This is a genomic window from Mesorhizobium sp. M8A.F.Ca.ET.218.01.1.1 (assembly GCF_004791165.1).
Lineage (GTDB): Bacteria > Pseudomonadota > Alphaproteobacteria > Rhizobiales > Rhizobiaceae > Mesorhizobium.
The window spans coordinates 128144-149623 of sequence record NZ_SRUZ01000005.1; the positions used below are offsets into that span (position 1 = coordinate 128144).

A 21480-nucleotide genomic window follows, 5' to 3' on the forward strand; every position below is an offset into this window, starting at 1 on the left:
CTGGAGACAGATTCAACGAAGTTGAAGCGGGCTCCAGGCCCAACAAACGAGGACCAACAAAATGCAGCCGAACCTGAAATTCTCGCGAAGCGAATACGCGGATCGCCTCGCCAAGACGCGCAAGGCGATGGAAGCCAAAGGCGTCGATCTCCTTGTTATCAGCGATCCATCCAACATGGCCTGGCTGACTGGATATGACGGCTGGTCCTTCTATGTGCATCAGGCGGTCATCGTGCCGCCGTCGGGCGAGCCGGTCTGGTACGGCCGTGGCCAGGACGCCAACGGCGCCAAGCGCACTGCTTATCTCGCGCATGACAACATCGTCGGCTATGCCGACCACTATGTGCAGTCGACAGAACGCCACCCGATGGACTTCCTGTCCAGCGTGCTGAGCGATCGCGGCTGGGGCAAGCTTGTCGTCGGTGTCGAGATGGACAATTACTGGTTCTCCGCCGCCGCCTTCGCCTCCTTGCAGAAGCATCTGCCCAACGCCCGCTTCGTCGATGCCACCGCACTGGTCAACTGGCAGCGCGCCGTGAAGAGCCCGACTGAGATCGACTATATGCGCAAGGCCGCCCGCATCGTCGAGGCGATGCACCAGCGCATCTTCGACAAGATCGAGGTCGGCATGCGCAAATGCGATCTCGTCGCCGAGATCTACGATGCCGGCACGCGCGGCGTCGACGGCATCGGCGGCGATTACCCCGCGATCGTGCCGCTGCTCCCGTCAGGCGCCGACGCCTCGGCGCCGCACCTGACATGGGACGACAAACCGATGAAGCGGGGCGAGGGGACGTTCTTCGAGATCGCCGGCTGCTACAACAGGTACCATTGCCCGCTGTCGCGCACCGTCTTCCTCGGCAAGCCGACGCAGGAATTCCTCGATGCCGAGAAGGCGACGCTGGAAGGCATGGAAGCCGGCCTTGCCGCCGCCAGGCCCGGCAACACATGCGAGGACATCGCCAACGCCTTCTTTGCCGTCCTGAAGAAATACGGCATCGTCAAGGACAACCGCACCGGCTATCCGATCGGAATTTCCTATCCGCCGGACTGGGGCGAACGCACCATGAGCCTGCGTCCCGGCGACCGCACCGAGCTCAAGCCCGGCATGACCTTCCATTTCATGACCGGCCTTTGGCTGGAGACAATGGGACTGGAGATTACCGAGTCCATCCTGATCACCGAAACCGGTGTGGAGTGCTTGGCCAATGTGCCGCGCAAGCTGGTGGTGAAGGATTGAGCCCGATGTCCAGTCATCGCCCGTCGCCGATCGCGCCGACCGTCGATTTCGAGCGCGACGGCGTCCAGCATGGTTTCCTCCGCTTGCCCTATAGCCGCGACGACTCGGCCTGGGGCTCGGTGATGATCCCGATCTGCGTCATCCGCAACGGCAAGGGGCCGGCGGCGCTGCTGACCGGCGGCAACCATGGGGACGAGTATGAGGGGCCGCTGGCGCTCTACGAACTCGCCCGAACGCTCGATCCCAGCCAGGTCAGCGGCACGGTGATCATCGTGCCGGCGATGAACTATCCGGCTTTCCGGGCCGGCACGCGCACCTCGCCGATCGACAAGGGCAACATGAACCGCAGCTTTCCCGGCCGGCCGGACGGCACGGTGACGCAGAAGATCGCAGATTATTTCCAACGCGAGTTGCTTCCCCGCGCCGACCTCGTCTTCGACTTTCATTCCGGTGGCAGGACGCTGGATTTCGTGCCGTTCTGCGCCGCGCACACGCTGCCGGACAAGGCGCAGGAGCAGAAAGCCTTTGCCGCGGTCGAGGCTTTCTCGGCACCGTTCTCGATGCGCATGACCGAGATCGATGCGATCGGCATGTATGACACGGCGGCCGAAGAGATGGGCAAGGTCTTCGTCACCACCGAACTCGGCGGCGGCGGCACATCGCGAGCTGAGACGGTGCGGATCGCCCGGCGCGGCATCCTCAACGTGCTGCGTCATACCGGTATCGTCGCCGGGGCGGTCGAGACGCGCAAAACCCAGTGGCTGGATATGCCCTCGGGAGATTGCTTTTGCTTCGCCGAGGACGACGGCATGATCGAAACCATGATCGATCTTGGTGAGCCCGTCGAAGAAGGCGCGGTACTGGCCCGCATTCATTCCACCGGCCGCACTGGCGTTGCTCCACGGGAAATCCTGGCGAAAATGTCGGGCATGCTGGCGGCACGGCATTTCCCTGGGCTGGTCAAGGCCGGCGACTGCGCAGCGGTGGTCGCCATGAAGGTCGATTGACTGACGTGATTTCTCCGCCCGGACCAAGCTGGGGCGGACCAGCCATCGACAGCTTCTCGTGTCGCTCTTCGGCCAGAAACCAAACCGCTCTCGTACACGGGATACTTATATCGCCGGAGGTTTTCCACTAGGCTAGCGATCGCGTGGCATGGGAGCATCGATTGCGCGGATTTATGGAGGGCCTGATCGAGAGGCCGCAGACGGTGGCGGAACAGGTCGCCAATGTCCTGCGCGAGGCTATAGCCAGCGGATCGCTGAAGGCAGGCACTACGCTGCGCCAGGATGAACTGGCCGACCAGTTCGGCTTCAGCCGCATGCCTATACGGGACGCGCTCCGACAATTGGAGGCGGAAGGCATTGTTTCCATTCATCCCACGAAGGGCGCGCATGTCGCCTGGATGGACGGTGCCGAGATCGCCGAAATCTATGCGGTGCGCGAATTGCTCGAATGCGAGGCGCTCCGGCTGTCCGTGCCGGTCCTGCCCGGCACCAAGCTTGAAGAAGCCGAGCAGGTGCTCGATCAGATCGACGCCGAGCGCAATGCTGGCCGCTGGGGCGCCCTGAACAGGGCCTTTCACCTCTCGCTCTACGATGCCTGCGGCAACCGTCGTTTGCTTGACCTGATCGAGGCGCATCACAACGCGGCCGACCGTTATGTCCGCATCCTGCTGTCGAACCTCGACTACCGCGCCCGCTCGCAGAGCGAGCATCGCGACCTGCTGGCCGCTTGCCGGCGGCGTGACGAGAAGAAGGCCGTGAGCGTTCTGAGGCAGCATCTTCGCGAAGGCAGCGACACACTCGTCAATGCGATAGATGGCGGCGGACGGTGGCGAAAATCCTAAGCCCGAGGGGCAGGGCCGTCCGCGATCGATGCCATGGCGCGCGGTTGCCAGTGGGGCGGTTCGCTGCCACATATTGCAACATCAACGCTCGACATAAGGATCGCCATGTCTCCCGTCAGCCACCTGCCGGCACGTGCCCTTGCCCCGCGCCGCCATGATGAGATCCTGCGGCGGCTGGGCGCCCAGGGCTCCGTCAGCGTCGCCGAACTGGCTGGGTTCTTCGATGTCTCGCGCGAAACCATCCGCCGCGATTTGAAGTTGCTTTCGGACCAGGGCAGGCTCGGCATCGTGCATGGCGGGGCCGCCCGTTTCGAGCCGAGCGAGCCGGCGATGAGCTTGCGCAGCCAGGAAAATGCCGGCGGTAAGGCGGCGGTCGGCAGGGCTGCCGCCAGGCTGGTCAGGGATGGCATGGTGGTCTTTCTCGATTCCGGCACCACCACTTTGGCCGTCGCGCATGCCATATCGGAACTGCGCGACCTCACCATCTGCACGGCCAGCCTGAAGATAGCGCTGCATCTATGCCATGTCCCCGGCATGCGCGTGCATATGCTGGGCGGCGAAGTCGACCCCGGCGAGGAGGCGGCTGTCGGCATCGACACGCTCGATGCGATGGCCCGCTTTCGTGTCGACATCGCCTTTCTTGGCGGCGGCGCGCTGTCGCCGGACGGGGAGGTGACCGACTTCACCCGCGCCGGAGCCGAACAGCGCGGCCGCATGATCGCCCTTGCCGGCAAGGCCTATTTCGTGCTCGACGCCAGCAAGTTCGGCAAGCTGACGCCGCTCAGGATTCCCAACTTCGAACGTGCCGCCGGGGTGATCGTCGACGCCAATCCCGAACTGGCGCTTGCCGAAGCGCTTTCGCAAAAGGGTCCAGAACTCATCGTCGCAGCTTGATGTGATATTTTGTGACTTTATGGGTTGATATTTGGTTTTCTCGTGCTAATGTCCCGGCCATCCTTCAAATGGCGGAACGCTCATGGCTCATGAATTTCCCACCCAGGCTCGAATCGTCATTGTCGGCGGCGGCATCATTGGGTGCTCGGTCGCCTACCATCTGACAAAACTCGGCTGGACCGATGTTGTCGTGCTCGAACAGGGGCAACTCAGCGGCGGCACCACTTGGCACGCGGCTGGTCTTGTCGGCCAGTTGCGCAGCCATTCCAACATGACCAGCCTGATCCGCTATTCCACGCAGCTCTACAGCGAACTGGAGGCCGAGACCGGTCTTGCCACCGGCTGGAAGAATTGCGGCTCGCTGTCAGTTGCGCGCACGGCCGACCGCATGACGGTGCTGAAGCGCACGGCTGCGTCGGCGCGCGCCCAAGGGGTAGAGATCGACGTCATCTCGCCCAGGGAGGCTGGCGATCTGTGGCCTGTCATGGCGACAAACGATCTCGTCGGCGCTGTCTGGCTGCCCGGAGACGGTAAGGCCAATCCCACCGATCTCACGCAATCGCTTGCCAAGGGCGCGCGCAATGGCGGCGCCAAAATCTTCGAGCGGGTCAAGGTCACTGGTATCAGCGTCAGCAACGGCGTCGCTTGCGGCGTCGAGACCGGCCATGGCGACATCGCCGCCGAGATCGTCGTCAATTGCGCCGGCCAATGGGCGCGCAAGGTCGGGCTGATGTGCGGCGTGTCGGTGCCGCTGCATTCGGCCGAGCACATGTACATCGTCACCGGCCGGATAGAAGGCGTGCATCCGGATCTGCCCGTCATGCGCGATCCCGATGGCTTCATCTACTTCAACGAAGAGGTCGGCGGCCTGGTCATGGGCGGCTTCGAGCCGCATGCCAAGCCGTGGGGCATGAACGGCATTCCCGAAAATTTCGAGTTCGCGCTGCTGCCGGATGATTGGGACCAGTTCGAAATCCTGATGGAAAACGCGCTGGTGCGCGTGCCGCAGCTGGCGCAGGCCGAGGTCAAGAAATTCTACAATGGTCCCGAGAGCTTCACGCCGGACAATAATTTCCTCCTCGGCGAGGCGCCGGAGTTGAAGAATTTCTATGTCGGCGCTGGCTTCAATTCGATGGGCATTGCCAGTGCCGGTGGCGCCGGCAGGGCGCTGGCCGAATGGATCGTCAACGGCGCGCCGACCATGGATCTGTGGCCGGTCGACATCAGGCGCTTCGCCTCGTTCAACAACAATCCGCGCTGGCTGCATGACCGGGTCAAGGAGACGCTCGGCCTGCATTACGCCATGCCATGGCCGAACCGCGAACTGGACACCGCGCGGCCATTCCGCCGTTCGCCGCTTTACGACCGGCTCGCCGCCAAGGGCGCGTGCTTCGGCTCCAAGATGGGTTGGGAGCGCGCCAACTGGTTTGCGGGTCCAGGAGAGACAGCCGGGAACGACTATGCCTTCGACCGCCAGAACTGGCACGCGGCGGTGCAACGCGAGATGAAGGCGACGCGCGAAGCCGTCGCCATCTTCGACCAGACCTCCTTCGCCAAGCTCCTTGTCCAGGGGCGCGACGCCCGTGCCGTGCTGAACCGGATCTGCGCCGGCGACATCGATGTGCCGGTCGGCACTTCGGTCTACACCGGCGTGCTCAATGCGCGTGGCGGCTACGAAAGCGATCACACCGTGATGCGGCTTGGCGCGGAAAAATTCCTCATCGTCACCGGCTCCGCCCAGGCCGTCCACGATGCAGACTGGATCGTCAAGAATATCCCGGCGGACGCGCATGCGATACTGACCGACGTCACCTCATCCTATGCGGTGCTGGCGTTGATGGGACCGCGTTCGCGCAACCTCCTGGGCAAACTGTCATCGGCGGATCTTTCCAATTCCGGCTTCCCCTTCGCCACTATCCGAGAAATCGATATCGGCTATGCCACAGCCTACGCCAACCGCATGACCTATGTCGGTGAGCTCGGCTGGGAACTGATCGTGCCGACCGAATTCGCGGTCGGCGTCTACGAGGCGCTGCATGAAGCCGGTCGTGAATTCGGCCTTGCCGACGCCGGCTACTACGCGCTCGATGCCTTGCGCATCGAAAAGGGTTTTCGCGCCTGGGGTCGCGAGTTGACGCCTGATATCAACCCGTGGCAGGCCGGCCTTGGCTTTGCCGTCGCGATGGACAAGCCGGGCGGCTTCATCGGCCGTGATGCGCTTGCCGCCGCGAAATCCTCGTCGGCGCCGACCAGGCGCATCGTGTTGTTCACCCTTAATGATGCCGAGCCGATGCTGTGGGGCGGCGAGCTGATCCTGCGCGACGGCAAGCCGGTCGGCGAGGTGCGCTCGGCTGCCTACGGCCACACACTCGGCCGTTCGGTGGCGCTCGGGCTGATCGAGCACGAAGCGGGCGTCGATGCTTCATTCCTGGCCAACGGCCGTTTCGAGATCGATCTTGCCGGCGTGCGCCATGCGGTTACCGCGCATTTGCGCAGCCCCTATGATCCGAAGTCGGAGCGGGTGAAGGCCGATGCAGTGGAGATCAAGGTCGCGGCTTAAAGCATGATCCCGAAAAGTGGGAACCGGTTTTCGGAAGAGATCATGCTCAATTAGTCCGCCGACATCGAGCGCGCCATGTCGAGAAAGGCGCGCACCAGTTTGCCGCCGCTGCGCTCGCGCAGGCAGATCAGCGCCTCGTCCATCAAGGTCTCGGGCGCATCGATGGTGATCGGGACGAGCCTCGAATCTTGGCCGAATTCGGCCGCCGAGACAAAGCCGATGCCGGCGCCCGAGGCGACGATCTCGCGCACGGCTTCGCGGCCCTCGGCCTCGATCACCGGCCTGAGCTCGACCTTCGACGTCGCCGCCAGGTCTTCGAGCTTCTGGCGCGTCTTGGAACCGCGCTCGCGCATGACCAGCGATTCCTGCGCGAGCTGCTTGAGCGTCAGCGATTTTTTCCCTGCCAAAGGATGGTCGATGGAGGTGAAGGCGATGATCGGCGTCGAATTCAGTTTCAGCACCTCGAAGTCGCGCCCGGCGGGCACCTCGCCCAGCACGCCGATATCGGCATCGTAGCTGTAGAGGCTGCTGATCACCGTCTCGGTGTTTCCGGCGCGCACCGAGACCTGCACGCCGGGATAGCGGGCCCGGAAGCTGCCGAGGATGTGAAGCAGATGGTGCGCTGCATCGGCGACGATGCGCAGCGTGCCGGAACGCAAAGCGCGCGACTCGGTCAGGAGCTCGAGCGCCTGTTGCTCGGTATCGAACATGCGGTGGGTTATTTCGAGCAGCTTCTGGCCGGAATGGGTCAGCGTGACCTGTTTCTTGTTCCGATTGAACAGCAGCACGTCATACTCTTCCTCGAGCTTGCGCACCTGGTCCGATATCGCCGGCTGGGTCAGGAAAAGCGCTTCGGCCGCCCGCGAAAAGCCGCCGGAGATTGCCACCTGATGAAAGGCTCGCAGCTGAACATAGCGCATCCTGTGTGCCTTTCGGGTCTCGAAGCCGCCTGCACCTTATCATAAGCCTGGCTAGCCAAAAGGACGGAATAAACGATTCCGCTGATGTCTGGGGATGAACCCTACCGCGTTCACAGCCGTGTCATGAGCGGCATGCAGCCTGTCCAATGCAGTTCATCATCGTTCTAATCGATACGTCGATACAAAATAACGATTTTACAAATACGTCGTCCGGACCAACAATGGCGCCACATCAAAAAAGCAGCGACCTGTCGGAGGACATCATGCTTGCCGAGACGAAATTTGCCGCGGAGCCGCTGGCCAGGCCGGCCCTGGGCGAGCCTTACCTTTTGACCCCCGGGCCGCTCACCACGGCCTATTCGGTCAAGCAGGCGATGTTGCGCGACTGGGGATCCTGGGACGGCGACTTCCGCGCCATGACATCAGACATGCGCCGCCGCCTGCTGGCGCTGACCGGCGACACGAAAGGCGAGTTCGACTGTGTGCCGATGCAAGGCAGCGGTTCCTTCTGCGTCGAGGCGATGCTGGGCTCGTTCGTGCCCAGTGATGGCAAGGTTCTGGTGCTGGCCAACGGCGCCTATGGCCTGCGCGCCGCGCAGACCATGCAGTATCTCGGCCGCGCCTATACGCTGATCGACAAGGGCGACTACCTGCCGCCGCGCGGCGACGAGGTGGCGGCCGCGCTCGAGGCTGATCCTGCGATCACGCATGTCATCGCCATTCATTGCGAGACCAGCTCCGGCATTTTGAACCCTGTCGCCGAGATCGCCGAAGCAGTCCATGCCAAGGGTCGCAAACTGCTGGTCGATTCCATGAGTGCCTTCGGCGCAGTCGCGCTCGACGTCAACGAGATCCGTTACGAGGCGATGGTGTCGTCGGCCAACAAATGCATCGAGGGCGTGCCCGGCTTCGGCTTCATCATCGCCCGCAAGAGCGAACTCGAAGCAGCCAAGGGGCGCAGCCATTCCCTGTCGCTCGACGTTCACGCGCAATGGGCGCACATGAACAAGACCGGCCAGTGGCGCTACACGCCGCCGACGCATGTCGTCGCCGCCTTCCTGGAGGCGCTGCGCCAGCACGAGGCTGAAGGTGGCGTCGCCGGCCGTGGCGCCCGCTATGTCAAGAACCGCGACGTCATGGTGGCGGGCATGCGCGAACTCGGCTTCGAGACGCTGCTTAGGGACCGCTGGCTGTCGCCGATCATCGTCACCTTCTTCAACCCGGCCCACGCCAACTTCGCCTTCGATCGTTTCTACGAACTGATGAAGGACAAGGGCTTCATCATCTATCCCGGCAAACTGACGGTCGTGGATTCCTTCCGCGTCGGCTGCATCGGCCAGATGGACGAACATGTCATGCGCCGCGTCGTCGAGGCGGCGGCGCAATCGCTTGATGAAATGGGCGTCGACACCGCCGCTCCACCCGCGGCGGCAATCGCCGAGCGCGCCAAACTCGCCGCCTGAAGCGGCCGTTTTCGAGGATTTTTGATGAACCAGATGTCTCCCATCAACGTCGCGGTCAATGGCCGCACCTACGCCTGGCCGCGTGTGCCGGCCATCGCCATCTGCCTTGACGGCTGCGAGCCGGCTTATCTCGATGAAGCTATCAAGGCCGGACTGATGCCGGCCCTGGTCAGGATCAAGCAGAAGGGTACGGTGCGCTTTGCGCACTCGGTCATTCCGAGCTTCACCAACCCCAACAATTTGTCGATCGCCACCGGTCGCCCGCCCTCGGTGCACGGCATTTGCGGCAACTATCTCTACGAGCGCGAGACCGGCAAGGAAGTGATGATGAACGACCCGCGCTTCCTGCGCGCGCCGACCATTTTCCAGGCCTTCTACGATGCCGGCGCCAAGGTCGCGGTGGTGACCGCCAAGGACAAGCTGCGTGCGCTGCTCGGCAAGGGCCTCGCCTTCGACGAAGGCCGCGCGCTGTGCTTCTCGGCTGAAAAGTCGGACACCACGACAGTGGCCGAGCACGGCATCGACAATGCCTCGAAGCATTTCGGCCTGCCTGTGCCGGAAGTCTATTCGGCCGAACTGTCGGAATTCGTCTTCGCCGCCGGCGTTCAGCTGCTCAGGGAATTCCGCCCCGACATCATGTACCTGACGACGACCGATTATGTGCAGCACAAATATGCGCCCGGCGTGCCGCAGGCCAATGCCTTCTACGAAATGTTCGACAAGTACCTGACCGAGCTCGATGCGCTGGGCGCGGCGATCGTCGTCACCGCCGACCATGGCATGAAGCCCAAGCACAAGGCGGACGGTTCGCCCGACGTCGTCTACGTCCAGGACCTGCTCGACGAATGGCTGGGCAAGGACGCCGCCCGCGTCATCCTGCCGATCACCGACCCCTATGTGGTGCATCACGGCGCTCTCGGCTCTTTCGCCACCGCCTATTTGCCTGATGGCGCTGATCAGGCCGGCATCATGGCGCGGCTGGCCAAGGTTGACGGCATCATGCTGGTGGTCGACAGCCCTGATGCCTGCGAGCGCTTCGAACTGCCGGCCGACCGCATCGGCGACATCGTGCTGATCTCCACCGAGAACAAGACGATCGGCACATCAGAACATCGCCACGATCTGGCGGCGCTGAACGAGCCGCTGCGCTCGCATGGCGGGCTGACCGAGCAGGAGGTGCCGTTCATCGTCAACCGCGTGCTGCCGGATCTGCCCAATGAGCCGACCTTGCGCAATTTCGACGCCTTCTACTACGCGACGATGGCGGCGGCGCTGGCGGGCTGAGTGAGTTGGATCGCCAGCAGCGTGTAGCCGTCCATGATGGTGCTGGTCGACCCCCACTCCGGCCCTTCGGGCCACCTCTCCCCCGATCGACGGGGGAGAGGAAGGGCGCTGAGTTCGCCGGCCTTGGCTTTCCTCTCCCTCCGGAGGGGGGGAGAGGTGGCGCCGCGAAGCGGCGACGGAGTGGGGGAAGCCGGAGCCGAAACGCGATGACCTAGCCGACAAAAGATCAATGTTGCTCACTGAGCACAGGGAAGACTCACATGACCCAACTTGACCCTGCCATCAAAGTTCGCCACGAGCCGATGCGTATCGCCGGCAAGAAGGTCGATGCCGACGGCATCGTCGAGGTGCGCTACCCCTGGAACGACACTGTTATCGGCACCGTGCCAGCCGGCCGTGCCGAACACGCCCGTCAGGCCTTCGAGATCGCCGCCGGCTACCGGTCGAAACTGACGCGCTACGAGCGCCAGCAGATCCTGTTTCGCACGGCGGAAGCTCTGGCGTCGCGCCGGGAAGAAATTTCCGATCTCATCACGCTCGAGCTCGGCATCTCCAAGACGGATTCGCTCTACGAAGTCGGCCGCGCCTATGACGTGTTCACGCTGTCGGCGCAGATGTGCATCCAGGACGATGGCCAGATATTCTCCTGCGACCTCACCCCGCACGGCAAGGCGCGCAAGATCTTCACCACCCGCGAGCCGCTGAAGGCGATCTCGGCGATCACGCCATTCAACCATCCACTCAACATGGTCTCGCACAAGGTGGCGCCGGCCATCGCCACCAACAATTGCGTGGTCGTCAAGCCGACCGAACTGACGCCGATGACGGCGCTGCTTTTGGCCGACATTCTCTACGAAGCCGGCCTGCCGCCGGAAATGCTGTCGGTTGTGACGGGATGGCCGGCCGACATCGGCAACGAGATGATCACCAACGAGAATATCGATCTGATCACCTTCACCGGCGGCGTGCCGGTCGGCAAGATGATCGCCCGCACCGCCGGCTACAAACGCCAGGTGCTGGAACTCGGCGGCAACGATCCGCTGATAATCCTCAACGATCTGTCGGATGAAGATCTGGCAAAGGCGGCGGACCTGGCGGTCGCCGGCGCGACGAAGAATTCCGGCCAGCGCTGCACGGCGGTCAAGCGCATCCTGGTCCAGGAAAGCGTCGCCGACCGTTTCGTGCCGCTGGTGCTAGAGCGCGCGAAAAAAATCCGCTTCGGCGACCCCATGGACCGTTCCACCGATCTCGGCACCGTTGTGCACGAGAAGGCGGCGGCGCTGTTCGAAACCCGCGTTCACATGGCCGCCGAGCAAGGCGCCGAAATCCTCTACAATCCTGGCCGCCAGGGCGCTCTGTTGCCGCCAATCGTCGTCGACCGCGTGCCGCACACATCCGAACTGGTGATGGAAGAGACGTTCGGGCCGATCATTCCGATCGTGCGTGCGCCGGACGATGACGAGGCGCTGATCGCGCTCTCCAACTCGACCGCCTTCGGCTTGTCGTCGGGCGTCTGCACCAACTCCTTCCCCCGCATGCAGAAATACATTGCCGGCTTGCAGGTCGGCACCGTCAACATCTGGGAAGTGCCGGGCTACCGCATCGAGATGTCGCCCTTCGGCGGCATCAAGGATTCGGGCAATGGCTACAAGGAAGGCGTCATCGAGGCGATGAAGAGCTACACCAATGTGAAGACCTTTTCGCTGCCCTGGTCCTGACCAGGCGCGACCGACGGACAGAAAACAGAGGGAGCGGCCAACGCTCCCTCATTCGCGTTTCGGAGATAATGATGGCCGCGATATCCGAGCTTGTGCATACAGAGGGCGATTCCAACACCACGGCGGCGCGCGGCCGCTGGGATGCCGGCCAGGACGATCCCCGCATTCGCGGCTTGCTTGATCGCGATGCCGCCGCCTTCATGCACCAGAGCCTCTCCAGCCCGTGCCTCTCGACGATCGCCAAGGCTGAAGGCATCTGGATCGAGGATACCGCCGGCCGCCGTTTCATGGATTTCCACGGCAACAGCGTTCACCATCTCGGCTACGGCCATCCGAGACTGGTGGCGGCGATCAAGAAGCAGCTCGACGATCTCTGCTTCGCGCCGCGCCGCTTTACCTGCGAGCCCGCCGTCGAACTGGCGGAGAGACTGGCGGCCCTCGCGCCTGGCGACCTCGGCAAGGTGCTGTTCACCACCGGCGGCTCGGATGCCATCGAGGTCGCGCTGAAGATCGCGCGCGCCGCGACCGGCCGTTTCAAGACGGTGTCGTTCTGGGACGCCTTCCACGGCGCCGGCTTTGGCGCGGCAAGCGTCGGCGGCGAGGCGACCTTTCGCTCGCACATATCAGGTCCGATGATGACCGGCACCGAGCATGTCGCGCCCTGGGACGGCTATCGCTGCCCCTATGGCCACGATTCCCTAGAGGCTTCTGGGCTCGCTTGCGCCAACATGATCGCCTATGTGCTCGGCCGCGAGCAGGATGTGGCGGCGGTCGTTGCCGAGCCGATGCGCGCGACGCCCAATCCGCCGCCGCCCGGTTTCTGGAAGCGGGTGCGCGAAGCCTGCGACCGGCATGGCACGCTGCTGATCTTCGACGAAATCCCAACCGGCCTCGGCAAGACCGGAAAATTCTTCGCCCACGAACATGACGGCGTTACGCCCGACATCGTCGTCCTCGGCAAGTCGCTGGGCGGCGGCATCCTGCCGATCGCCGCCGTCATCGCGCGCCGCGACCTCGACGTCACCGGCGGCTTCGCCATCGGTCACTACACCCATGAGAAGAACCCGGTGACGACGCGCGCCGCGCTGACGACCATCGACATCATCCTGGAGGACGGGCTGGTCGAGCGTTCGGCCGAACTTGGCCGGCATATGCTTGGACGGATGCAGGACCTGATGGCGCGTTCGCCCCATGTCGGCGATGTCAGGGGCAGGGGACTGATGGTCGGGGTCGAACTCGTCGAGGATCGCGCCTCGCGCCAGCCGGCACGCGACCTCGCCGAACGCGTCTTCTACGCCTGCCTGGAACAGGGACTGAGCTTCAAGGTCAGCCAAGGCAACGTGCTGACACTCTCGCCGCCATTGGTCATTTCGAAGACCGATCTCGACCGGGCGCTCGACATCGTCGAGACCGCGGTTCTGGCGGCCTGACCATGAAGGCCGTCCGCACTGACCACGAACTCGAATGTCCTGAAATCGATGCCGGCTTGCGGGCTAGGGGCGTCGACCTGGTGACGTTGCCGGACGGCATTCCCGAAGCTGAACTCGCCAACGCGGTTGCCGACGCCGACCTTCTCTTGATGTGCTATACGCCGATCACCGCGCGGGTGATAGACGCGGCGCCAAGGCTGAAGGGCATCGTGAAATATGGCGTCGGTATCGATGCAATCGACATCGCCGCCGCGATGCGACGTGGTATTCCCGTGGTCAACGTGCCCGAATATGCCGAGGAAACCGTTGCCGAAGGCGCCTTCGCGCTGATGATCGCGCTCGCCAAGCGGCTGCCTGCGATCACGCAGGCAATGTCGCGCGATGGCTGGATCTGGCCCGAGCAACGCTGGCTGGGGCGTGATATTTCCGGCGCCACGCTTGGGCTCGTCGGCTGCGGCAAGATCGGCCGCAGCATGGCGCGCATGGCAGGCCAGGGATTCCGCGCACGCGTCCTTGGCTTTGATCCCGCTGTCGATGCAGCGACAATGCGCGCCGCCGGCATCGAGAAGGCCGACGACCTCCATGCCATGCTGGGCGCCTGCGATTTCATTTCCATCCATTGCGTTCTGAACGACCAGACACGCGGCCTGATCGGCAAGCATGAGCTCGCCTGCCTCAAACCCTCGGCCATCATCGTCAATGTCTCGCGCGGTGCGTTGATCGATGAGGCGGCCCTCGTCGAGGCGATTGTCGCCGGTCGCATCGGTGGTGCCGGGCTCGACGTCTATTCGGCGGAGCCGCTGTCGAAGTCAGGCCATCCGATGAGTGTGCTGTTCGGTCGCGACAATGTGATCCTTTTTCCGCATCTCACCTTCTTCACGCATGAGGCGATGCGCCGGCTCGAGGACGACACGCTCGCGCGGTGTTTCGAGATCCTCGAAGGCAGGCCGGTGACCGTCCGCTCGCATGATCCGCGATTGCGGGCGCAGACGGCAGGTATTGCGTTCGGCTGATAAGCGAGATTTTTCAAGCTGATAGCTGCCCCCGGCGCAGTCACATTCATGGCCACGACGTGGATGCGACAGTTCCGTGACAAATATCAGAAGAAGTTTGGCTCTCATAAAATAAATAGATTTTACTTATCGATCGCCGATCCCCAGAGTTGTCACAACGAAGACATCCAACCGGCTCAACGTCCGTCAGAGACCCAAGGCCGGGTGGTCCTAGTGCATCGCAGAATGTGCCTTCAATCAAAGGGGAACTCGTCATGAAATCAAGAAACGCAACCATGGTCGCGGCCTTCGCCGCATTGCTTGCATCGGCGGCCCTCGTCGGGCCGGCGCTCGCCGACGGCGTCGTCACCGTCTACTCCGCCGATGGCCTACATGATGGCAATGGCAGCTGGTACGAGACCGAATTCGCCGCCTTCACCAAGGCCACCGGCATTACCGTTCAGTATATCGAGGCAGGTTCGGGCGGCGTCGTCGAGCGCGTCGCTAAGGAAAAATCTAACCCGCAGGCCGACGTGCTTGTGACCTTGCCGCCCTTCATCCAGCGCGCCGCCGCCGACGGCCTGTTGCAGGACTACAAGCCGGAGGCCGCATCCCAGATCGACGGTGGCACCGACAAGTATCGGCCGCTGGTCAACAATTACATGAACTTCATCTACAACAGCGCCGTGCTGTCGGAAGCGCCGAAGAGCTACAACGATCTGCTCGATCCGAAGTTCAAGGGCAAGATCCAGTATTCGACCCCCGGCCAGGCCGGTGACGGCACCGCCGTCATGCTGCAGATCATTCATGCCTTCGGCGGCGAGGACGCCGGCTTCGAGTTCATGAAGAAGCTGCAGGACAACAATGTCGGCCCATCCGCCTCGACTGGCAAGCTGACCGCACTGGTCAACAAGGGCGAGCTGCACGTCGCCAATGGCGACCTTCAGATGAACATGTCGCAGATGGCCGACAATCCCAACATCAAGGTGTTCTGGCCGGCGGGGCCTGACGGCGTGCGCTCCACCTTCGCGCTGCCCTACGAAATCGGGCTGGTCACCGGTGCGCCCAATGCCGACAACGGCAAGAAGCTGATCGATTTCCTGCTGTCCAAGGAAGCCCAGTCGACTGTAAGCTCGATTGCCATCGGCTTGCCTGCCCGCAAGGACGTGACGCCCTCCGACGCCAACTTCGCCAAGCTGCAGGAGGCCATGAAGGGCCTGACCATCTGGTCGCCGAACTGGGACGAGGCGCTGAGCAAGCTGCCCGACTACGTCAAGAAATGGAACGAAGCGACCGGAAGTTGATCCGCCAAGGAAACAGTCCGGAGAACAACGCCATGTCGGCAGCCGCCTTCACGGGTTCCGAAGTCACGGATATCGACGCCGCGAAAGTTCGCGGCGCCGGCTCCAATGTCCACTTCGACAAGGTCGTTGTCGCCTATGGCGCGCATGTCGTCCTGCATCCGCTGACCCTCGACATCGCGCCGGGCGAAATCCTGGCGATGATCGGCCCGTCCGGGTCCGGCAAGACGACCGCCTTGCGGGCCGTGGCCGGCTTCGTGCGGCCGAGAAGCGGACGCATCCGTATCGGCGCCACCGACGTGACCGATCTGCCGCCCTACGAACGCGGGCTCGGCATGGTGGTGCAGAACTACGCGCTGTTTCCGCATATGCGGGTCGAGGACAACGTCGCCTTTGGCCTGCGGGCACAAGGCGCCGACAAGGCGCTTATCGGCGAACGGGTGAAGGATGCGCTCGCCACCGTCGGCATGGCGACGTTTGCCCGGCGTTATCCACGCGAACTTTCGGGCGGCCAGCAGCAGCGCGTCGCGATTGCCCGCGCCCTTGCGGTGCGGCCACGCGTGCTCCTGCTCGACGAGCCGCTCTCGGCGCTCGACGCGCAGATCCGCCGCAACATGGTTGAGGAAATCGCCCGGCTGCACCGCAGCCTGCCCGGCCTCACCATCCTCTACGTCACGCATGACCAGACCGAGGCACTGACGCTTGCCGACAAGATCGCCATCATGCGCGACGGCAGGGTCTGTTCGCATGGGCCGACGACCGAACTCTATCGCCGCCCGCCAAACCGTTTTACCGCCGAGTTCCTCGGCCGCGCCAACCTTCTGCCGGTGACGGTTGCCGAAGCTGCCGGCCCGAAAGGCTTTGCCACGGCGAGGCATGGTGATGCCGTGCTCACCAGTGCCGGTCGCGACGAGAAGGCCGGCGACAAGAGCCTGCTTTGCATCAGGCCGCAGCATCTGAGCCTCACGGCAGACAGCGAGCACACCAACCGCATTGTCGGCACGCTCAGGGAAGTGCACTGGCAGGGCGAACTCACCCATCTGGTTCTCGATGTCGATGGCACGCCGGTGCGCGTCTCGGCAACAAAGCTGCCTATGGCCCTGCCGGAACCCGGCACAAAGGTACCGCTGTTCTTTGCGCCAGCCGATACGTCGCTTCTTCCGGAAGACGCCGGTGTCTGAAGCGCTCGCCATTGGTGCTCCGACGGCCAGGAAGCGAGAGCCGGGCCGGCTGCGGATCGTGCCGCCGGCGGCCCTGCTGGCGCTGCTGTTCTTCTACCCGCTGGCGCTGATTGTACGTCAGGCCTTCCTCGACGACAGCGGTGTCGCCAATGTCCCGGAGATCGTCCGCGTCCTGCATTCGCGCTTCTTCCTCAACGCGCTCATCAACACGGTGACGATCTCGGTCACCGCGACGGCCGGATGCCTGATCGTCGGCCTGCTGCTGGCGCTGATCCTCGCCTTCGTGCCGTTTCCCGGCAGCGGCTTCATAGCCCGGCTGATCGACACCTTCATCGCCCTGCCGACCTTCCTGGTGACGCTTGCCTTCACCTTCCTTTACGGCTCCGCCGGCATGCTCAACTCGGGACTGATGGAGGCCTTCTCGCTGCCGCTGCCGCCTGTCGATTTCCTCTATTCGACCTGGGGCGTCGTGCTGGCGGAAGTCACGGTGTACACACCCTTCATCCTGCGGCCGCTGCTCGCCGCCATTTCGCTGGTCGATCGCGGCCAGATCGAAGCGGCAAGCGTGCTTGGCGCCAGGCCGTTCCGCATTGTCCGCCAAGTCATCCTGCCGGCGGCGGTGCCCGCGCTCGTCGCTGGCGGCAGTCTCTGCCTGCTGCTCACCGTCAACGAATTTGGCATCGTGCTGTTCATCGGCGCCAAGGGCGTCATCACCCTACCGCTGCTGATCTACGGCAAGGCGATCCAGGAATCGGCGTACCAGGTCGCCTGCATCATCGCCGTGGTCAACATCGCGCTGTCGCTCGGCTTGTTCGGTCTCTACCGGTTTGCCGCCGGCCGATTGGGAGTCTAGCCATGCTGGTCTGGTCGCGCTCCGGCCGCTTGATCATCTGGGTGATCTTCGCGCTGATCTTCGGCGTGCTGTTCCTGGCGCCGCTGGCGGTCATCCTCTTGTCCAGCCTTGCCGACCAATGGAACGGCGTGCTTCCCAATGGCTTGACCACGGAGCACTATGCCGACGTCGCCAAGGGCGCGGCCTGGAACGCGGTCAAGGCGAGCCTCGTCACCGGCTTCGCGGCAAGCGCATTGGCGCTGGTCAGCGGTACCTGGGCGGCATTGTCGCTTCGCCTGCAAGGGCCGGCCTTGAAACGCTTGCTCGGTCCTTTGTTCTTCATCCCGAGTGCGGTGCCTTCGGTGTCCGTCGGCCTCGGCCTGCTGGTTGCGTTCAGCCATCCACCGCTGTTGCTCAACGGCACGATCGCCATCGTCATGATCGCGCATTTCGTGCTGATCTCGGCTTTCACCTTCGGCAACGTCTCGGCCGGGCTGGCGCGGCTGTCGCCCGACTTCGAGCAAGTCGCCTCAAGCCTTGGCGCCAGGCCTGCCTACCGGCTATGGCATGTCACGCTGCCCTTACTCGCGCCTTACCTGGTTGCGGCCTTCGGGCTGAGCTTCGCGCTCTCCATGGGCGAGCTTGGCGCCACCGTGATGGTCTATCCGCCGGGCTGGGTGACGCTGCCGGTGTCGATCTTCAGCCTCACCGATCGCGGCGACATCTTTGCCGGTGCCGCACTGACGATGATCCTGGTGGCGGCGACGCTGGTCCTGCTGCTTGGGCTGGAGCGCATCACCGCGCGCGCCACCGGTTCGTAGGCGCTGAAGCTCAGCTCTGCGCCGGCTGCCGTTCGACGATGTAGATATGGTCGGCCGCCAGCACCACCTCGCCGCGCTGGTTGATGACCTCGCATCGCTCGATCACGCGTCCCGACCCAGGCCGCTTCGGATCGTCCTCCTTGGCCGCGATGGTGGTGCGCGTACGGATCGTGTCGCCGATGAACACCGGCTTGATGAAGCGCAGCCGGTCATAGCCATAGGAAAAGGCGACAGGGTTGATCACGTTCGCCGTCAGCCCGATGCCGACCGAGAACACCAGCGTGCCATGCGCGATGCGCTGGCCGAACGGCGTCGTCTTCATGAATTCGGCGTCCATGTGGTGCGGGAAGAAATCGCCGGTGTGGCCGGCATGAACGATGAAGTCGGTCTCGGTGATGGTGCGGCCGCTGGTGAGGCGTGACGAGCCGATCTCGTAGTCCTCGAAATAGGTGATCTGTTCCATCAGGGCCTTTCCGCGATCGGCGTCGCAGGCGCCGCGCTCGAACGATAGGCCGCTTCCACCAGCGCCATTGTGTTCCAGGCGTCGTCGACCGAGCTGATCAACTCATCGTCTTCGCCTGATGCAAAGCGCTGGACATTGGCCATGCGGCCGACGAAGGCGTCGGGAAACCATTCGCCGGCCAAAGGCACTGATATCCAATCGCTCCCGCCTTTCGGATAGATCTCCAGAATATCCGGCTCGCCCTTGGGATAGTCGAGGTTGAGGCCGAGCTTCAGATAGGCCGCACCCTCGGTGCCGCTGATGCGGAACTCGCAGGCCTGGTGCCGGCGCCCGAACTTGTGGTCGTGGTTAATCGACAGCGCGCAGCGCACCGTGTCGCCATAGTCGAGAATGGCACTGGTGCGCGTCTGCGCCACCTTATGGTTGGGGTGGCCAAGCGTCTTGGCGTGCACGCCCTTGGGATCGCCGAGCAATTGCCGGATCAGGTCGAGATAGTGGATCGAGTGCATGGCGATCTCGACGCGCGGCGCCTTGAGCAGGAATTCCCACAACTGCCACGGCGTCGCCAGCGCCAGCCAGGCGTCGAAGTCGACGACCTCGCCGAGCCAACCCTTGGCGATTGCGTCCTTCAGCGCCAGCATCATCGGCGCGAAGCGCAGCTGGAAATTCACCGCCGCCTTGAGCTTCTTGGCGCGGCAGATTTCGAGGATTTCGGTTGCTTCGCCGAGATAGTTGCCCATCGGCTTCTGGATCAGTGCGAACGCACCGTCGGGCAGAGCCTTCAGGATCTCGGCATGCCGCCCCGGTGGCGTTGCCAGATCGAAGATCGCGTCCTTCACTGCAGCGGCTTCTTCCGCCGAACGGAACGCCGTCACACCGCATGTGTCGGCCAGGACCCGCGCCTTGGCCTGGTCCGGATCATAGAGGCCGGCGATCTGAAATCCCGCCTTCCGGTAGGCGGGAAAATGCGCATCGCCGACGATGGAGCCGGCGCCGAAGGTGACGATCGGCCGGGACTTTGAGGGTTTGGGCCAGGACTGGACGAGCGAGGCAGGGTCGAAACCGCCCTCAGTCCCTTCAGTCATGGTGAAAAACCTCGTCCATCTCGGCCCACCACTCGCCCTCCTTGCGTGTCGCCAGCGGCTCCTGGCAAGGTATGCAGACCGCCCACCACTCCTGCGTCCTGGGATCAGCGGCCATCTTGGCCATGTCGGCGGCATAATCGGTGCCATGGTATTCGAAATTGGAAAACAGCAGGTTCTCCGGCCTTTTCAGGTAGATCGAGTAGTTCTTGATGTTGCAGGCCGAAATCATTGTCAGCACGTCAGGCCAGACGGCGGCGTGCAGGCGGACATATTCCTCGACCTTTTCCGGTTTTAGCCCCAGTACAAATCCCATCCGCCGCATATCAGCTCCCTTATGCCGTGATCGCCGTGGTGAATTCGGCGATGCTCATGCTCTTCACCGCGTCCCAGTCCCAGTCGATGCCGATACCCGGTTCGTCGGGCGCCAGGGCGTGCCCATCCTCGATGCGCATGTGCTTGCCGGTCAACTGGTCGAGTTGCGGAATGTACTCGACATACCTGCCGTTCTGAACAGCGCAGGTCAGGCTGACATGCAATTCCATAAGAAAATGCGGGCAGACCGGAATGTCGAAGGCCTCCGCCGCATGGGCGATCTTGAGCCAGGGCGTGATGCCGCCGATGCGGCCGACATCAACCTGCACGATCGAGCAGGCGCCCTTCTGCATGTATTCCCGGAAATGGCGGACGGAATAGAGCGACTCGCCGATCGCGATCGGCGTCGGCGTCGAGTTCGACAGCCTGATATGCCCGTCTATGTCGTCGGCCGGCAGCGGCTCCTCGATCCAGGCAAGATCGAGTTCGCGCAGCCTGGCTGCGCGGCGGATCGCCTCGTCGACGGAGAATCCCTGATTGGCGTCGGTCATGATCTCGTAGCCGTCGCCCACCGCCTTGCGCACCGCCGACAGGCGGGCAAGATCCTCGGACCCATGCGGCCTACCGATCTTCACCTTTGAGCCGCGAAAGCCCTTGGCCTTGGCGGCGAGCGCATCATCGACCAGCGCCTGCGTTTCGATGTGCAGCCAGCCGCCCTCGGTCGTGTAGAGCGGGCAGCGGTCCTTGGCGCCGCCGGCCAGTTTCCAAAGCGGTAGGTTCTGTTTCTTCGCCCTGAGATCCCAGAGTGCCGTGTCGATCGCCGCGATAGCGATGGCGGTGATCGCGCCGATCGTGGTGGCATGCGTGGCGAATTCCAGATCGTGCCAGATCGCCTCGATCATGTCGGGATCGCGCCCGATCAGGCGCGGCGCCAGATGGTCGGACAAGAGCCGCATCACCGACGAACCGCCAGTGCCGATCGTGTAGCTGTAGCCGGTGCCGACCGCGCCGTCGGAATCGGTGATCGTCACGATTGGCGTTTCCTGGCTGACGAAACTCTGGATGGCGTCGGTGCGCTTGACCTTGGGAACAAGGTCCACCATTCGCAACTCTATCTTTGCGATCTTGGCCATGT

Annotated in this window: 19 protein-coding genes; 14 read left to right on the forward strand and 5 right to left on the reverse strand. The window is 63.4% G+C overall.

Annotated features, from left to right (window positions below; all coding sequences use genetic code 11):
- The first annotated feature begins 61 nt into the window (after nt 1–61).
- The 5 genes from doeA (at nt 62) to EN861_RS19360 (ending at nt 6543) form a co-directional block, all read left to right on the forward strand.
- Nucleotides 62–1240 (forward strand): ectoine hydrolase DoeA, encoded by a 1179-nt coding sequence (gene doeA / locus EN861_RS19340; RefSeq protein WP_127275879.1) that lies wholly within the window; start codon nt 62–64, stop codon nt 1238–1240.
- Nucleotides 1241–1245: 5 nt separating this feature from the next.
- Nucleotides 1246–2247, forward strand: coding sequence for a N(2)-acetyl-L-2,4-diaminobutanoate deacetylase DoeB (gene doeB / locus EN861_RS19345; RefSeq protein WP_127275878.1), 1002 nt, complete (start codon nt 1246–1248; stop codon nt 2245–2247).
- Nucleotides 2248–2420: 173 nt separating this feature from the next.
- On the forward strand, nt 2421–3089 hold the full coding sequence (locus EN861_RS19350; RefSeq protein WP_189343694.1) for a GntR family transcriptional regulator: 669 nt from the start codon (nt 2421–2423) through the stop codon (nt 3087–3089).
- A gap of 105 nt (nt 3090–3194) precedes the next feature.
- A complete protein-coding gene (locus tag EN861_RS19355; protein WP_127275877.1) occupies nt 3195–3983 on the forward strand; it encodes a DeoR/GlpR family DNA-binding transcription regulator in 789 nt (262 codons plus the stop codon).
- Nucleotides 3984–4065: 82 nt separating this feature from the next.
- Nucleotides 4066–6543 (forward strand): FAD-dependent oxidoreductase, encoded by a 2478-nt coding sequence (locus EN861_RS19360; RefSeq protein WP_135865026.1) that lies wholly within the window; start codon nt 4066–4068, stop codon nt 6541–6543.
- Nucleotides 6544–6593: 50 nt separating this feature from the next.
- Here the strand turns inward: EN861_RS19360 and EN861_RS19365 are convergent, their stop codons facing one another.
- Nucleotides 6594–7463, reverse strand: coding sequence for a LysR substrate-binding domain-containing protein (locus EN861_RS19365; RefSeq protein ID WP_135865027.1), 870 nt, complete (start codon nt 7461–7463; stop codon nt 6594–6596).
- Nucleotides 7464–7726: 263 nt separating this feature from the next.
- Between EN861_RS19365 and EN861_RS19370 the strand changes: the two genes are divergently transcribed.
- The 9 genes from EN861_RS19370 (at nt 7727) to EN861_RS19410 (ending at nt 18485) form a co-directional block, all read left to right on the forward strand.
- Nucleotides 7727–8926 carry a 2-aminoethylphosphonate--pyruvate transaminase gene (locus tag EN861_RS19370; RefSeq protein WP_135865400.1) on the forward strand — a complete coding sequence of 400 codons (1200 nt, stop codon included), beginning with the start codon at nt 7727–7729 and terminating at the stop codon, nt 8924–8926.
- Nucleotides 8927–8950: 24 nt separating this feature from the next.
- Nucleotides 8951–10210 carry a phosphonoacetate hydrolase gene (gene phnA / locus EN861_RS19375; protein WP_135865028.1) on the forward strand — a complete coding sequence of 420 codons (1260 nt, stop codon included), beginning with the start codon at nt 8951–8953 and terminating at the stop codon, nt 10208–10210.
- 260 nt (nt 10211–10470) lie between these two features.
- Complete coding sequence (gene phnY / locus EN861_RS19380) at nt 10471–11928, forward strand: phosphonoacetaldehyde dehydrogenase (RefSeq protein ID WP_135865030.1); 1458 nt, start codon at nt 10471–10473, stop codon at nt 11926–11928.
- A 71-nt stretch (nt 11929–11999) separates the two neighbouring features.
- Nucleotides 12000–13358 (forward strand): aspartate aminotransferase family protein, encoded by a 1359-nt coding sequence (locus EN861_RS19385; protein WP_135865032.1) that lies wholly within the window; start codon nt 12000–12002, stop codon nt 13356–13358.
- Nucleotides 13359–13360: 2 nt separating this feature from the next.
- A complete protein-coding gene (locus EN861_RS19390) occupies nt 13361–14371 on the forward strand; it encodes an NAD(P)-dependent oxidoreductase (RefSeq protein ID WP_127870517.1) in 1011 nt (336 codons plus the stop codon).
- Nucleotides 14372–14625: 254 nt separating this feature from the next.
- Entirely contained in the window at nt 14626–15654 is a 1029-nt protein-coding gene (locus EN861_RS19395) for a 2-aminoethylphosphonate ABC transporter substrate-binding protein (RefSeq protein WP_127870518.1), read from the forward strand.
- Nucleotides 15655–15686: 32 nt separating this feature from the next.
- Complete coding sequence (locus EN861_RS19400; RefSeq protein ID WP_127870519.1) at nt 15687–16832, forward strand: ATP-binding cassette domain-containing protein; 1146 nt, start codon at nt 15687–15689, stop codon at nt 16830–16832.
- Nucleotides 16825–17685 carry a 2-aminoethylphosphonate ABC transporter permease subunit gene (locus EN861_RS19405; protein ID WP_135865035.1) on the forward strand — a complete coding sequence of 287 codons (861 nt, stop codon included), beginning with the start codon at nt 16825–16827 and terminating at the stop codon, nt 17683–17685. The genes EN861_RS19400 and EN861_RS19405 overlap by 8 nt, the downstream gene beginning before the upstream one ends.
- 2 nt (nt 17686–17687) lie before the next feature.
- Complete coding sequence (locus tag EN861_RS19410) at nt 17688–18485, forward strand: ABC transporter permease subunit (RefSeq protein ID WP_135865037.1); 798 nt, start codon at nt 17688–17690, stop codon at nt 18483–18485.
- A 10-nt stretch (nt 18486–18495) separates the two neighbouring features.
- On the opposite strand, the gene EN861_RS19415 is transcribed toward EN861_RS19410, so the two are convergent.
- From EN861_RS19415 to EN861_RS19430, 4 genes are read right to left on the reverse strand one after another with little or no spacing between them, the layout of a single operon-like run.
- Entirely contained in the window at nt 18496–18951 is a 456-nt protein-coding gene (locus tag EN861_RS19415; protein ID WP_167531368.1) for a MaoC/PaaZ C-terminal domain-containing protein, read from the reverse strand.
- Nucleotides 18948–20033, reverse strand: coding sequence for a Gfo/Idh/MocA family oxidoreductase (locus EN861_RS19420; protein WP_135865039.1), 1086 nt, complete (start codon nt 20031–20033; stop codon nt 18948–18950). The genes EN861_RS19415 and EN861_RS19420 overlap by 4 nt, the downstream gene beginning before the upstream one ends.
- On the reverse strand, nt 20026–20355 hold the full coding sequence (locus EN861_RS19425; protein WP_027055947.1) for an L-rhamnose mutarotase: 330 nt from the start codon (nt 20353–20355) through the stop codon (nt 20026–20028). Before EN861_RS19425 ends, EN861_RS19420 begins: the two co-directional genes overlap by 8 nt.
- Before the next feature lie 10 nt (nt 20356–20365).
- Nucleotides 20366–21478: a mandelate racemase/muconate lactonizing enzyme family protein gene (locus EN861_RS19430; RefSeq protein ID WP_135865041.1), complete on the reverse strand. Its 1113-nt coding sequence runs from the start codon at nt 21476–21478 to the stop codon at nt 20366–20368.
- Nucleotides 21479–21480: the final 2 nt, after the last annotated feature.

Excerpts from the sequence above, each read along its gene's own strand:
- EN861_RS19370 (WP_135865400.1), top strand. The coding sequence starts at position 7,727 with ATGCTTGCCGAGACGAAATTTGCCGCGGAGCCGCTGGCCAGGCCGGCC.
- EN861_RS19360 (WP_135865026.1), top strand. The coding sequence starts at position 4,066 with ATGGCTCATGAATTTCCCACCCAGGCTCGAATCGTCATTGTCGGCGGC.
- EN861_RS19385 (WP_135865032.1), top strand. The coding sequence starts at position 12,000 with ATGGCCGCGATATCCGAGCTTGTGCATACAGAGGGCGATTCCAACACC.
- EN861_RS19395 (WP_127870518.1), top strand. The coding sequence starts at position 14,626 with ATGAAATCAAGAAACGCAACCATGGTCGCGGCCTTCGCCGCATTGCTT.
- EN861_RS19425 (WP_027055947.1), bottom strand. The coding sequence starts at position 20,355 with ATGCGGCGGATGGGATTTGTACTGGGGCTAAAACCGGAAAAGGTCGAG.
- doeA (WP_127275879.1), top strand. The coding sequence starts at position 62 with ATGCAGCCGAACCTGAAATTCTCGCGAAGCGAATACGCGGATCGCCTC.
- EN861_RS19420 (WP_135865039.1), bottom strand. The coding sequence starts at position 20,033 with ATGACTGAAGGGACTGAGGGCGGTTTCGACCCTGCCTCGCTCGTCCAG.
- EN861_RS19430 (WP_135865041.1), bottom strand. The coding sequence starts at position 21,478 with ATGGCCAAGATCGCAAAGATAGAGTTGCGAATGGTGGACCTTGTTCCC.
- EN861_RS19400 (WP_127870519.1), top strand. The coding sequence starts at position 15,687 with ATGTCGGCAGCCGCCTTCACGGGTTCCGAAGTCACGGATATCGACGCC.
- EN861_RS19355 (WP_127275877.1), top strand. The coding sequence starts at position 3,195 with ATGTCTCCCGTCAGCCACCTGCCGGCACGTGCCCTTGCCCCGCGCCGC.
- EN861_RS19365 (WP_135865027.1), bottom strand. The coding sequence starts at position 7,463 with ATGCGCTATGTTCAGCTGCGAGCCTTTCATCAGGTGGCAATCTCCGGC.
- EN861_RS19410 (WP_135865037.1), top strand. The coding sequence starts at position 17,688 with ATGCTGGTCTGGTCGCGCTCCGGCCGCTTGATCATCTGGGTGATCTTC.
- phnA (WP_135865028.1), top strand. The coding sequence starts at position 8,951 with ATGAACCAGATGTCTCCCATCAACGTCGCGGTCAATGGCCGCACCTAC.
- EN861_RS19350 (WP_189343694.1), top strand. The coding sequence starts at position 2,421 with ATGGAGGGCCTGATCGAGAGGCCGCAGACGGTGGCGGAACAGGTCGCC.
- EN861_RS19390 (WP_127870517.1), top strand. The coding sequence starts at position 13,361 with ATGAAGGCCGTCCGCACTGACCACGAACTCGAATGTCCTGAAATCGAT.
- doeB (WP_127275878.1), top strand. The coding sequence starts at position 1,246 with ATGTCCAGTCATCGCCCGTCGCCGATCGCGCCGACCGTCGATTTCGAG.
- phnY (WP_135865030.1), top strand. The coding sequence starts at position 10,471 with ATGACCCAACTTGACCCTGCCATCAAAGTTCGCCACGAGCCGATGCGT.